We start from the raw sequence: 14,419 nt of genomic DNA on the forward strand, positions 1-14,419 counted from the left end.
TCCCGATTTATCTTACTTCCGATATAAATTGATATTGGATACTTATGGATATTGACCATTAACAACCTGTTGAGCCAATGAATTGAAGTTACTGGCAAAAAAGCGTATAATCATAGGTAGAGGCATATCCCACCTTATATCGCCGAAGGCATATATCAACTTTATATCGCCATAGGCAAATATCAACTTTATATCGCCGAAGGCAAATATCAACCTTATATCGCCATAGGCATATATCAACTTTATATCGCCGAAGGCATATATCAACCTTATTTCGCCGAAGGCATTTATCAACCTTATATCGCCGAAGGCAAATATCAACCTTATATCGCCATAGGCAAATATCAACCTTATATCGCCACAGGCATATATCAACCTTATATCGCCGAAGGCAAATATCAACTTTATATCGCCATAGGCAAATATCAACTTTATATCGCCATAGGCATCTATCACCCCAGCCCTTCATCCTTACCATCTCTATCTTCTTTTTCTTTTTTTTTATTTATATTAACGTTTCTAAAAGGGTCTCTATGAAATACATAAGTTTTGCATTCTTTTTTGTGCTTACGATCATCATTGGGTTGGTTTTGTCTATGCAGATAGATAGTATTCCTCCTCTCGGAAAATTGCTTGATCCGCATCATGGATTTTGGCAAAATGCTTATTCCGAAGATCAAAATGCCCCAGAGGATCTCGTCATTTCAGGCCTCAAAAATGAGGTAGAAGTAATCTATGATGAATTTTTGATCCCTCACATATACGCAGCCAATGAAGAAGACCTGTACCGCGTTCAAGGTTATGTGACTGCCCAACATCGATTATGGCAAATGGATTTTCAAACCCTCGCCGCAGCGGGAAGAATCGCAGAGATTGTAGGGCCAGTGGCCATAGATTTAGACAGAACTACACGAAGAAAAGGATTGCCCTTTGCCGCAGAGCAGGGGATAAGCTACCTTCAAAAAGAGGATCCTGAGATTTATCTCTTTCTTGAGGCATATGCCGAAGGGGTCAATGCTTACATCAGTCAACTGACAGAGGCATCACTGCCTTTGGAATATAAAATACTCAACTACAAACCAGAGCCTTGGTCACCTTACAAATCCTTATTGCTCTTGAAATACATGGCAGACATGCTTGTGGGTGATAGAGATTTGGAATATACCAATTTAAGGGCAATGTTGGGGAAGGATTTGTTTGAAAGACTTTATCCACTTTTCCCCGAAGAAAATGACCCTGTGATCGAGTCAGACCGTGTTTGGGATTTTGAGCCTTTACCTATTGATGAGCCAGAGGAATTGCATTATCCGAGTGATTCTATTCTACTCAAAGCTTTGCCACAACCTACTCCAGGCACTGGTTCGAACAATTGGGCAGTGTCGGGGAAGAAAACAGCATCTGGTAATCCTATCTTAGCCAATGACCCACATTTGAGTATGAATTTGCCATCTCTCTGGTATGCCATGCAGCTGAGCACACCTGATTTCAGTGTAAAGGGCGCAACCCTGCCAGGAGCTTTAGGAGTAATCTCTGGATTCAATGAAAATATAGCTTGGGGTGTGACCAATGCTACCCGAGATACAAGAGATTGGTATGCCATTACTTTTAAAAACCCAGATAGATCAGAATATCTCTATAATGATCAATGGGTAAATTCCAACATCCGCATAGAAGAAATAAAGATCAAAGGTCAAGCAAGCTTGCTAGATACAGTGATTTACACGCACCATGGCCCTGTAGTTTATGACAGGTCCTTTGGGGCAGAAAGAAAAGATACAAACTATGCCCTCAAGTGGACTGCTCATTTGCCTTCAATTGAACAAAGGACCTTTTTGATGCTCAATAAGGGTAAGAATCATGCTGATTATCTCCAAGCATTGGATCATTACACTTCTCCAGCCCAGAATTTTGTTTTTGCCTCAAGAGAAGGTGATATAGCCATGAAGGTACAAGGAAGATTTCCTTTGAAGTGGCATGGCCAAGGAATGTTTTTTATGGATGGTAATGATCCTCAGATGGAGTGGTTAGGATATGTTCCAAACGAACACAATGCCTCCTCACTCAATCCACAACGAGGCTTTGTCTCATCGGCAAACCAACACCCCGTGACGGATGCTTATCCTTATTTTGTCTTTGATCACAGTTTTGAACATTACCGAAATCGAAGACTCAATCAAAGATTAGAAGAAATGGAGCAAATTACCATTCAAGACATGATGAGATTACAGTTTGATAATTATCATTTGCTAGCTGCTGAGGCAGCTCCTGTCATGATGAAGTTGCTTTCTGCTGATGAATCTTTCCAAAGAAAAAATGAGGATAAATATTGGGATCAACTTGCTCAATGGGATTTTTACACCAATCCTAGCCAATCGGCCCCTACCATCTTCCATTTGTGGTGGAGGTACCTTTACAAAAGTATTTGGAAAAACTTAGATGAAAGTGGAGTTCCAATTGTATATCCTAATTATTACCAAACGGTAGCCCTGATCACACAAGATGCCAATGATACCATTTTTGATATCAGAGGCACAGCCAAAAGAGAGTCGGTGAACGATCACCTCAAGGTAAGTTATGACTCTATGGTAGTTCAGGTAGAAAAATTAATCAAGACCAAAGGAGATTATTCTTGGGGTACTTTTAAAAACACCTCAGTAAAACACTTAGTGCCTAATTTTGAAGCTTTTTCTTATCACAACATTCAAACAGGGGGTGGTGCAGGCATTCTCAATGCTACTTCTGAGCGACATGGAGCCAGCTGGAGAATGGTAGTAGAGATGGCAGATCAACCCATTGCACATGGCATATATCCAGGAGGTCAGTCAGGAAATCCAGGTAGCAAATTCTATGATACTTTCTTAAATACCTGGGCAAATGGAGCATATGTAGATTTTGGATTAAACCAACCGGACATTTTCCGAAATCCATTATTTACAACTCGCTTCAAGCCCTAATTTCTCATTATTTCTAAAGCTTAAAATCAAGACAATAAAAGCTCTCTCCAAATAACTGATAGTGCTACCTTTAAAAGAAACCTGATCAAATCATGAAATTCATCATCCTCTTTGTTTTGTCACTTCTGCTTGTCGTCATGCTAAGCGCATGGTTGACGTTCCCATTTATCATGATAGCCATATTCCTCTTGGCCTATGTTGTGGGCAGTTCTGGGATAAGTTCTTTTTTTGCTGGGGGATCAGCATTGGCTCTGGTATGGTTTGTCAAAGCCATGATGATCTCAGCGAATACCCAATCAGAGCTTCCTGCAAAAATGTCCATCTTGATGGGATTAAATAATAGTTTTTTGATCTTTGTTGTCACAGGGGGTTTAGGATTTGTCATTGGAAGCTTTCCGGCACTCTCGGGTGCACTTCTCCGAAATATTCTTCGCAAACCAAAAGGGGAGGGATGGTACTAAGTAGGAGGTAAAGCTTAGGCTTATTTCTTGGTGCGTTTTAGTTTGTGTAAAATACAATATACTTTGTATAAAGTAAATTGTTCCATGTTCCATGTATCTGGGTTAGCATATGATTTAAATGATTGTTTATCAATAGGTTTTGTTGTTTTTTGATTGGCTTGGAGAGAGGTTTTAAGGGCTAATTTCAGGTTATTTTGGGTGGAGGAAATTTGACTTGGAGGGATGGAAATGTTTTCTCGTTTTATTCAAACTTTTTAAAAAAATGTTTGCATTTCACTTTCTAGCGAGTACTTTTGTTACTCGTTAATCAAGCGGTTTAATGTTAGATTCTTTAATCACTTCCAAGACACGGTTGAAGCTTTTAATTAAGTTTTTTAGTAACCCCAAAAATCAGGGACACCTGAGGGGCTTGGCTGATGAATTTGGCGAATCTACAAACGCAATTCGCAAAGAATTGAATAACCTCTCGGAGGCTGGCTATCTACTCAAAGTCGCTGACAAAAATAAGATAGATTACCAAGCCAATACCAATCATCCCTTCTTCTCCAATATTCAAGACCTGATAAGAAAGTATCTGGGTATAGACAAGCTTGTGTCTACTGTATTGGAAAGAATGGGGGAGGTACATGAAGTGGCCTTAGTGGGGGATTATGCAAGAGGGGTGGATTCTGGGAAGATTGATGTGCAAGTGACAGGGGAGAAACTCAATGAGCGTTACCTCAGTGTGATATCCGAAAAGCTCAGAGAAGTCATTAAAAAAGATGTGGTGTTTACAATTCAAGATCAAATATCTGATCCTGAGGCCATGTTGATATATAAATCTAAAGACTGATCCAAGCAATTTGGTTTAGTTTGGTCATTTTTATTACCTCAATTAGCTAAGTTCATGATGGGACTGACAGGGCGAAGCTGTAAGTATCTACAGGTAAAATATCTTAAAAACCTGTCTAAAAATCGACTTGGCGACACTTTTGATAAGGCAAATAATTCTTAATATGGATATACGGAACTTTGCCAATAACATTACAAAAATCTGATTTATCTAACTTCCGATATAAATTGATATTGGATACTTATGGATATTGAACATTAACAACCTGTTGAGCCAATAAATTGAAGTTGCTGGCAAAAAAGCGTATAATCAGTATCCTTAATTTCAACTTTTGAAAAAGCTTAAACAATAGGTTTTTGGGCTTAGGAATTTTAGGCTTATATTTAAAGTAATTACAAAGATAATAAATAAATTTAAAATACATTTTTATCAACATAAAATGCATATCTTTTCTAAAGATATACTCTTTTATGGTTAGGGATAAGTTTTATAAAGTCTGTTCGGAAGCAGTATCTTGTTTTAGAAACTTGAGAAATTTTATAAATAATATTAAAATTCATACATTTCGAACTCTTTTTAATAACCTATTATAAAACATTGTTCTATTTATTAGTTATAACCAATAAAAAACCAAATGAATTTTAAAAATTGTTTGATGAAGGTAGGCAAGACCTTGTGGCTTTATTTGATCTTGTTGCTAGTAGGAATATCCTGCGTACCCAATAAAAAGGTGATTTATCTGCAGAACTTGGAGGGAGAGACACCCATAGCAGAAGGAGAGATGATCTACTATGAAATACCAGAGTACCGTCTTCAGTACAACGATATCATCGATGTGAATATCCAAACAGCCAGTGATTTTTTGGAATCTGGGTTCAATGCCAAGCAACAAATGAGTGGAAATCAAGCCATGGTTGGTCAAATTGCCAATTCAGGAGGGGATATCTATTACATGAATGGCTATACCATTGACAGAAACGGAATGATCAAATTGCCCGTGATCGGGGAGATCAAGGCCAAAGATTTGACCATTGAAGAGGTGAGGGCATTGATAGAGCAAAAAGTAAAAAGCACTTATCTAAGAGAAAATTCTGATTTATTTGTCAAAGTCAAATTAGGTGGAGTAAGGTTTTCTACACTTGGTGAATTCAGGAGACCGGGTAAGTATGTGGTACTCCAAGACAGGATGACCATATTTGAAGCCATTGCACATTCAGGTGACTTGAATATTGTAGCCAAGCGGGATGAGATTCTTTTGATCAGACAGTATCCTGAAGGGTCCAAATTGCATAGGATCAATCTTAATGACAGGCATTTGATCCAATCTCCCTTTTACTTTATCCAACCCAATGATCAGATCTACGCTGAGCCACGCAAAATCAGGGAAATAGGTGCAGGAGAAAATGCTTCGCAATCCCTTGCCCTGGTCATCTCTTCTATTACAGCTGTGGCCCTAATTATAAATACCATTACCCGATAATCGATTTTTATGAATAACCAAGATATCAACAAACAACAAACAGGAGAAGACGAAATTGACTTAAGAGCAATACTCTTTAGGTTCTTATACCAATGGCCTTGGTTTGTTGCTTCTATATTTCTGTGCTTAGCTTTAGCATACACTTATACAAGAATTGCTACACCAATTTATCAAGTATCTGCTTCTGTGATTGTGGCAGATGATAAGCCTGGCTTGGGTTTGGATTTGTTTGAATCTTCTGGCTTACTAGGTTCGAAGTCTAATGTAGAAAATGAGATCGGTATATTGAAATCCTATGCTTTGGCGGTGGAAACTATTAAGTCATTAGGTTTGGATGTTTTTTACCATGAAGAGGGATTTTTGAAATCCAAGCAACTTTATGCCAATCTGCCATTTATCGTAGAAGTGGATTGGAATCATGCCCAGGTAGTTTCAGGAAATTTTGAGGTAAGAGGTTTAGGTGGAAACAAGTTTGTGTTATCTATTGATAATGATGCACCTGCCTTATTTATGCCTCATGATCCAATGTACAAACTGAGTCTGGAAGATGGGCTTAGTTTTAGCCAAGAGTTTGAGTTTGATCAGTGGATTGAAAGTGATAATTATCGGTTTAGATTGAAAAACATCTATCTTGAAAAAGATGAAAAATATTCCTTTGCTATAAAAGATACCCATTCTTTGGCTTTGAAATTTATCGCTGATTTGAATGTATCCGTAGGGAATAAGATGAGTTCCATCATCAACCTGAGTATGAATACTCCTGTTAGAAAAATGGGACAGGATTATTTGAATAGTCTTTTACAGGCATACTTGAATCGAGAGCTTAAAGAGAAGAACCGTGTGGCAGAAAATACGGTCAAATTTATTGATCAACAGCTGACTGGAATTACGGATTCATTAAGTTTTTTTGAAGGCAGGTTAGAGAATTACCGGGCAGAAAACAGGATCTTCAATTTGAGCGAAGAAGGTACGGTGATTTTCAACAGGCTGCAAGAGTTAGAAAAACAAAAAGCAGAAGCGGAAATCACTTTACGCTATTACGAGAGTTTACAAACCTACCTGAGGCAAAATCAATTGGAAGCACTGGTGGCACCTTCGATTATAGGTGTGACAGACCCCTTGCTCAATGCCTTGGTGATGAACTTGGGAGAATTACAAGCTCAAAAAACAAGTCTTTCTGCCAATTATACCGAGCAAACGCCCATAGTAAGGGAAGTGAATTCAAAATTGGCCAGTACCAAATTACAATTGCAAGAGAATGTAACTTCTGCTCTGGCGAATGCTCGAAGCATGGTCAAGGAAAAGCAAGACCAAATCAGGAAAATAGAAGCCAATATCAATAGCTTACCAGCTACTGAAAGGAAGTTGATGGGACTGGAAAGACAATTTACCATCAATGAAAACATTTATGTGTATTTGCTTCAAAAGAGAGCAGAGTCTGAGATTGCTAAGGCATCTAATATGCCAAAAAATAATATTTTAGATCAAGCAAGAGCAGATCAAAATCCTGTAGCTCCAAGAAAGTTAATAATATTACTTGTAGGGTTTTTGATTGGGTTATTGATTCCAGCGATATTGTTTAGTCTAATTGACTATTTCAATACAAAAATAGAAACTCCTTTGGATTTAGAGGGTAAGATTCCTGTACCATTGATAGGGTTTATAGGGCACCATACTGGAGATGATGCACTACCTGTATTAACCAATCCGAGATCTACACTTACAGAATCCTTTAGAGCCATTCGTTCAGATATTACTTACTTGAGTGGAGGAAAGGAACGGCTGACCATATTGATGACCTCTACCATATCAGGAGAAGGAAAGACCTTTTCTGCCATCAACTTGGCAGCAGCTTTTTCACTTGTTGGTAAAAAGGTGATAATTCTGGGATTGGACTTAAGAAAGCCTAGGATTGCACAGGATTTTGGAATGAGCAATGACATAGGGATGAGCAGTATCCTGAGTTCCAATATGCACTGGAAAGAAGCCATCAAGCATTCTGGCTATGATAATTTGGACATTATTCTCTCAGGACCTATTCCACCCAATCCTGCCGAATTGCTAGAGCGGGAAAAGTTTACAGAGGTGATGAAAGAAATCAAAGCAGAATATGATATTGTTTTGATGGACTGTCCTCCAGTAGGACTGGTTTCAGAAACCAAAAATCTTTTCGATTTTGCCGATATTTCTTTCTATGTATTTAGACAAGATTATTCAGAAAAGCAAAATATTCAAGTGCTCAACAGCTTGGTAGAAAAGAATGGGGTAAAGAGCATCTATGCCATACTCAATGATGTGGGAGTCAAGTCAGGCTATGGTTACGGCTATAGGTATGGTTATGGTTATGGCTATGGATCAAACTATGGCTATCATGACAATGAGAAAGCTAAGCCTTGGTATAAGAGATTGTTTGGAAAAGCTTAGTGCTCGCAAATCAATAACGTATTTTAATATCAGTTTAGGGGAATTATTACCCAAACCTTAATTTAATCACTAATCAAATATAAAAAATATGAAAATCACTGTAGTAGGGACAGGCTATGTAGGCCTTGTATCAGGTGCATGTTTTGCAGAAGTTGGCATCAATGTAGTATGTGTTGATGTAGATCAAAAAAAGATTGAAGGCTTGAAAAATGGCATTATGCCTATTTATGAACCTGGTTTGGAGGAAGTAGTTAAAAGGAATTATGCTTCTGGGAGGTTACAGTTTACCACTGACCTAGGCGAGGCTATTCAAGGCTCCGAAGTGGCTTTTATTGCAGTAGGCACCCCTCCAGGAGAAGATGGCTCTGCGGATTTGAAATATGTACTGGCAGTGGCAGATGAAATTGGCACCAAGATGTCGGACTATATTGTGGTGGCTACCAAAAGTACCGTACCGGTGACTACAGGGGAGAAGGTTCGTGGAGCCATTCAAGCTGCACTTTCTAAAAGAGGATCAGAGCTGCCTTTTGCTGTAGCTTCTAATCCTGAGTTTTTGAAGGAGGGTGCAGCAGTAGAAGATTTTATGAAGCCTGATCGCATTGTGATTGGGGTGGATGATGAGCGTGCAGAGAAGATCATGAAGCGATTATATAAGCCTTTCCAGCTCAATGGTGACCGCATCATTTTTATGGATATCCCATCTGCTGAGATGACCAAGTATGCAGCCAATGCCATGTTGGCCACGAAGATCTCTTTTATGAATGATATCGCCAACCTTTGTGAATTGGTAGGGGCCAATGCCAATATGGTACGTAAAGGAATCGGTTCTGATCCTAGGATTGGTACCAAGTTTATATACCCTGGTGTAGGCTATGGGGGTTCTTGCTTCCCTAAAGATGTCAAAGCCATTATCAAAACGGGTAAGCAGTATGGCTATGAACTTAAGGTATTGCAGTCTGTAGAAGATGTAAACGATGCTCAGAAATATGTATTGGTTCATAAGATCAAGCAGCATTTTGGAGAAGATTTGACAGGGAAGACTTTTGCTATTTGGGGACTAAGCTTCAAGCCTAACACAGATGATATGCGTGAGGCTCCTGCCATTGTGATCATTGATGAACTGATTGCAGCGGGTGCCAAGGTAAAGGGTTATGATCCTATTGCAATGGAGGAAGCGCAGCATATTTATATAGGCGATAAGATCACTTATGCCAAAGATGCTTACGATGCCTGCGTAGATGCAGATGCTTTATTGTTGGTGACCGAATGGTCTGAATTTAGAATTCCTTCTTGGGATGCTTTAGGCAAGTTGTTGAATGAAAAGGTAGTGTTTGATGGAAGAAATATCTACGATAAAAAATACCTTTCTGAATTAGGTTTTGTACATTATGGAATCGGGATTTAATCCCGATTTTTCATGCTATTTAGCATTTTTAAAATATTTTATTCAAATTCCTTAAGATTTATATAACGTTTTACCTTGGCATTATCTTTAAGAAAAAATTTTGGCTTTTCAGTTATAGGAAACTTATTCTATGCAGCGAGTCAATACATTATTCTGTTGATTTTTATAAAATTATATTCGATAGAAGATGTAGGTATGTTTATTTTTGCTGGAGCCTTTACTTCTCCTGTTATGTTAGCATTAGATATGCAGTTGAGAAATTTCTATATAACAGATCAAAAAAATGAATTAGCACTTAATGATTATTTTGGTTTTCGGACTATTTCAAATATTTTAGGTTTGATAGGTTTGACATTAGCTGCATTTTTTCTAAAACCCGAGTATCTAGTAGTAATTCTAATTGTTTCATTAATTAAAGTTTTTGAATCTCAATTGGATTTAATTTATGGAGTATACCAAAAAAAACATCACTTAGATTACGTTGCTTATTCAAGAGCAGTAAGAGGCATATTAGCTGTTTTCAGTGTAGGTCTAGTTTCATTTATATTTAGAGATTTAATTTATTCACTTTTAGCATATCTTGTTTCTTGGTTTATTTTATATTTTCTTTATGAAAGAAGACAGGTTGTAAAAAGAGGATTTGCAAAATTAAATGAGTTTAGATTTTCTGTTCCAAATAAAAGGAATTTAGGTTTACTTTTAACATTATGTATTCCAATGTTTTTTTCAATTTTAGTAGATAAATATTATTTAAACTATCCTCGTTTGAAAGTAGAAAGTCTTTTTGGAGTTGAAATGTTAGGGATTTTTGGTAGTCTATTATATTTTAAATCTTTAGGGGGACAATTTATTTCCTCTGTAGCACATGCCTCAATGCCTAAGTTATCTGAATTTGTTTTCAATAAAAACAAAAAATCATTTAACATATTAGTTTTGAAAATGGTTGGAGTTGGATTTTTAATAGGATTCACGTTAACAGGTATTATTTATTTAGGAGGAGAAAGATTGTTGGTGATGATTTATACCAAAGAATACGCTATATATAATGATGTTTTAGTTTTAATTTTGATAGGTACTACTATTACTTTTAGTTATGTATTTATTACTTCAGCAATTACCGCTATGAGAAAGCAATGGGTACGATTTCCTATTTCTATTATATCTTTTACTGTTCTTTTAGTGTTATTCAGATTTTTTTCAGTTGATACTTTAAGAGATATTGCTATAATTGTAATTTTAGCAGAAGCAGTCAGTTTTGTGATTTATTATTCTACCTATATTGTCTTCATTAATCGTATATTTAAAACTTGAGAAAATTGAAAGTATTAACTATTATTAGTAAGCTTGAAATGGGCGGGATTGAAAAAACTTTACTCTCGTGCTTACCACTTTTGACAAAGAATGGAATAGAAATTCACATTTTGTGTAGTTTGGGTGGTGCTTTAGATGATGAGTTTAGGAAATCTGGTGCAATACTAATTGATTTTGGAAATAATAAAAGACCTTTTTTTGATGCGTTATTCTTAAAAAAGTTGTTAGAGGAAAATTCATTTGATATAGTACATAGTAGATTTGGTCATACTTCTGGGGTTTTTGCTTGGCTTTGTTATAAATTGAAAATTCCTTTTTTAGTTTCTATTCATAATGAAAAAGCAATGTTTAGAAACTCGTGGGAAGGAAAGTTTTTTTTGGGAGAGTTAAGAAAAATTTACTTGCTTTTTCATAAAACTTTAACAAAAAGATTTGCCAGTAAAATTATTGGTCATTCAAAAACTAATTTAGAATACTTTATAGATGAAGTCGAGGTAAATTTAGGCAAAGGTAAATACGAATTAATATATAATGGTGTTGATTTTAATAAGTTTAAGGTTTTAAACGAGCTTGAACCTCAGAAAAAATCAGATCTTCTTTCTTTTATAGCAGATTCTAGCAAAACATTAGTTCATATAGGTAGTTTTAAAGAGCAAAAAAATCATTCTTTTTTAATTGATGTTTTCAACAATCTTGATCCAAAAATAAATAATTATAAATTGATTTTATTAGGCGAAGGAAGCCTATTAAGTGTAATTAAACAAAAAGTTGCTTCTCTAAAACTAGATAAAAATGTCTTTTTTGTTGGAATGGAAACTAATTTAGTTCCTTTTTTAGAAGTTTCTGATGTGTTTTTCTTCCCGTCTCTTTATGAAGGATTTGGAAATGTTCTTATAGAGGCTCAATATTTTAAGTTGCCAATTTGTGCTTCTAATATCAAACCTCATTATGAGGCAGTCTATGAAGGTTATTATCCTTATTTCTTTGATCCAAATGATATCGATGAAGCAACAAATAAATTGAACAAGCTATTGATGATTGGAAAAAATAATGAACATTTAAATAGTGCCTTTTTGTATTCCAAAGAGTTTTCAATTAATAATATGGTTGAAAATCTAATTAATTTATTTAATACTGTATTAGAAGAACGATCAAAGTAATATGAGTGAAATTAAATCGTTAACTGGAATTCGAGGTTTAGCAGCAATAATAGTTGCAATTCATCATTTTAATTCGAAATATGTTTTAGATTTTCTTATTTCATCTGATAATAAAATCATAAATTACTATTTATTAAACTTTGCAGATAATGGATATTTAATGGTTGAATTATTTTTTATTTTAAGTGGTTTTGTACTTGCGCTTTCATATGATCAAAAGATAAAATTATTAGACAAAAACATATATTGGGATTTTATGGTGAGAAGGTTCAATAGAATTTATCCCCTTTATTTTTTTAGTGTTATTATATATTTTATCTTATTTAGTAAAAATCATTTTAATGACATAGATTCTTTTTTCATTAATTTATTTTTTCTTGAAGTATGGTTTCCTAGAGAATTTACCTTGAACAATGTCTTTTGGTCATTATGTACAGAGTGGTTTGCGTATCTCTTATTCCCGTTTGTTTTAGTTACAGCCCTATTTAGAAACAAACCTTTTTTTTATTTTTTGTTAATTGCTTTATTAATTTTCATTTTGGCACCAGTTTTAAACACAGAAAGATTATATGATGATGTTGAATATTGGATTTTAGATTTAAGAATGTCAAATGGCACTGGTGCTTTTTTACGTTGTTTAGGAAGTTATTGTATTGGATTAGCTATATTTAAAATTTATAAAGATTATCCTCGTTTTGTAGTTATTTTAGGAAAAAAATGGATAATAATATTTATTTTAATAGTGTTCTTTTATAGTTTCAGTAAAACAGATATAATTCTTTGCTTTTTGTTTGGTGGACTTATTTTAGCAGTTACTAATAACAACCCCTTATCTCGTTTATTTTCAAGTAAACCTGTTTATTTTCTAGGTCTAATTTCTTATTCTGTATATTTGAATCATATGATGTTTTTAAGAATACTAATTTTTTCTTTTAATAAAAATTATTGGCAATTGTCAACTTCTAATCTTGTAATTGGTTTTATATTATTTATTTCCTTGACTTTAATTTTTTCTTACTTAACATATGTTTTAATCGAAAAAAAGATTGGGAATTATTTATTAACCATTTTTAGAAATAGAACTAGGCTTTTGATTGCAAGGTAAAATCCAATTAAATAAAGTATATGTTAAGCTTAATTTCATCAATATTACTACTTTTAATTTTTGCAAAGCTTTTATTCGCTACATATAAGAAATTTGTTCAAGGTTTTTTTAGTGTTTCATACCCAGCTGTTGCAGCTTTGTTTTTTTTCTATGGACTTCCTGTCATTTTAGATTTCTCTTTTGGACCTGCTGATTTCTCGGGGTATAAAGGTTTTTCTTTAGCACTTGATAGTGAAAATGCAGCAGTTTACTATAATTTATATTTATCATATGTCTGCATTATATTTTATAGGTATATTATAAAAACAGAAGACAATTATAATATTTTAAATTTTAATTTAATTTATCATACGCTTTATAAATATAGATACCTACTCTGGATTATGATGTTAACGCCAATAATAATGGTTTTCATAGCTAATAATCCTGAAAACTATTTGAATTATCAGGCAGTTTTAAAATTTAGGAGTGAAGAATTCAAGGAGTCTCATGCATTGGTTTTTAGATTTGCATTATTAAGTGTTGTTTCAGGTGCTTTTTTAATATATTTCATAGCTAATAAAAATGATACCTCTATAGTTTTTAAATTGGTTTTGTATTTATTTCTGTTATTCTTGGCTTTTTGGGTTGACGGTAAGAGAGGCATTTTCTTTAAATATTTCTTTATGCTCTTAACTGCTGGTGTTTTAGTTGGAAAAATTAGGCCTAAGAAAATTTTAAGATATGTTTTTAGTGGTTTAATTGTGTTAACTTCAATTGTTTTTGCTTATGGTAAAGATTTTGCATCTAATTCAAATTACTCTCGAAGCCTATATGGTGCATTAAGACTGAATATTGGTAGAGATCATACAGTAAAATATACTTTATATAAAGAGTTTGTTGAAGGGGGTAAGATTTTGCAATATAGAGGTCAATCTTTTCTATTTGATTTGTTGTTTTTTGTTCCACGTTCAATTTGGCCTGAAAAACCTTATCCTTATGCTGTTTATTATGTTTCCTCTGTACTAAATTTCCCACCTGAGCCTATAGGTTGGTCTTTTACAACCTCTATTTTAGAGGAGATGATTTCGAATTTTGGATTTATTGGAATATTTCTAGCTCCATTTTTTTTAATTTGGATTTGTAAAGTAGGGGATGGATCCAAAAACCTTTTTCTTAAAATCTTATCAATTGTTGTAGTTGTGTTTTTTCAGTTTACACAATTGGCCGCATTTATGCCATTGTTTGTAATATTTTTAATTATTTATTTCAAAAATACAATAGTTAAAAAAGGAATAAAAACATAAA

11 protein-coding genes are annotated in these 14,419 nt (G+C 34.6%); 10 read left to right on the top strand and 1 reads right to left on the bottom strand.

What is annotated here, in order from left to right; translation table 11 throughout:
* Positions 1-42: 42 nt before the first annotated feature.
* On the bottom strand, positions 43-456 hold the full coding sequence (locus MM214_RS07520; RefSeq protein WP_241293982.1) for a hypothetical protein: 414 nt from the start codon (positions 454-456) through the stop codon (positions 43-45).
* Between the two features lie 77 nt (positions 457-533).
* On the opposite strand from MM214_RS07520, the gene MM214_RS07525 reads away from it, so the two are divergent.
* From MM214_RS07525 to MM214_RS07570, 10 genes are all read left to right on the top strand, one after another.
* Complete coding sequence (locus MM214_RS07525) at positions 534-2,954, top strand: penicillin acylase family protein (RefSeq protein WP_241293984.1); 2,421 nt, start codon at positions 534-536, stop codon at positions 2,952-2,954.
* A 92-nt stretch (positions 2,955-3,046) separates the two neighbouring features.
* Entirely contained in the window at positions 3,047-3,415 is a 369-nt protein-coding gene (locus MM214_RS07530) for a hypothetical protein (RefSeq protein ID WP_241293985.1), read from the top strand.
* 319 nt (positions 3,416-3,734) lie between these two features.
* Complete coding sequence (locus MM214_RS07535) at positions 3,735-4,247, top strand: ArsR family transcriptional regulator (RefSeq protein WP_241293986.1); 513 nt, start codon at positions 3,735-3,737, stop codon at positions 4,245-4,247.
* Between the two features lie 655 nt (positions 4,248-4,902).
* Positions 4,903-5,727 (top strand): polysaccharide biosynthesis/export family protein, encoded by an 825-nt coding sequence (locus tag MM214_RS07540; RefSeq protein WP_241293988.1) that lies wholly within the window; start codon positions 4,903-4,905, stop codon positions 5,725-5,727.
* Positions 5,728-5,736: 9 nt separating this feature from the next.
* Positions 5,737-8,151 carry a GumC family protein gene (locus MM214_RS07545; protein WP_241293990.1) on the top strand — a complete coding sequence of 805 codons (2,415 nt, stop codon included), beginning with the start codon at positions 5,737-5,739 and terminating at the stop codon, positions 8,149-8,151.
* Positions 8,152-8,239: 88 nt separating this feature from the next.
* Complete coding sequence (locus MM214_RS07550; protein ID WP_241293992.1) at positions 8,240-9,556, top strand: UDP-glucose dehydrogenase family protein; 1,317 nt, start codon at positions 8,240-8,242, stop codon at positions 9,554-9,556.
* 75 nt (positions 9,557-9,631) lie between these two features.
* Positions 9,632-10,867: an MATE family efflux transporter gene (locus tag MM214_RS07555; RefSeq protein ID WP_241293994.1), complete on the top strand. Its 1,236-nt coding sequence runs from the start codon at positions 9,632-9,634 to the stop codon at positions 10,865-10,867.
* Between the two features lie 5 nt (positions 10,868-10,872).
* On the top strand, positions 10,873-12,027 hold the full coding sequence (locus MM214_RS07560) for a glycosyltransferase (protein ID WP_241293996.1): 1,155 nt from the start codon (positions 10,873-10,875) through the stop codon (positions 12,025-12,027).
* Position 12,028: 1 nt separating this feature from the next.
* Positions 12,029-13,132: an acyltransferase family protein gene (locus MM214_RS07565; RefSeq protein WP_241293998.1), complete on the top strand. Its 1,104-nt coding sequence runs from the start codon at positions 12,029-12,031 to the stop codon at positions 13,130-13,132.
* 20 nt (positions 13,133-13,152) lie between these two features.
* On the top strand, positions 13,153-14,418 hold the full coding sequence (locus tag MM214_RS07570; protein ID WP_241294000.1) for a hypothetical protein: 1,266 nt from the start codon (positions 13,153-13,155) through the stop codon (positions 14,416-14,418).
* Position 14,419 lies beyond the last annotated feature (1 nt).

It is taken from the genome of Belliella kenyensis (genome assembly GCF_022549675.1).
Taxonomy (GTDB): Bacteria; Bacteroidota; Bacteroidia; order Cytophagales; family Cyclobacteriaceae; genus Belliella; species Belliella kenyensis.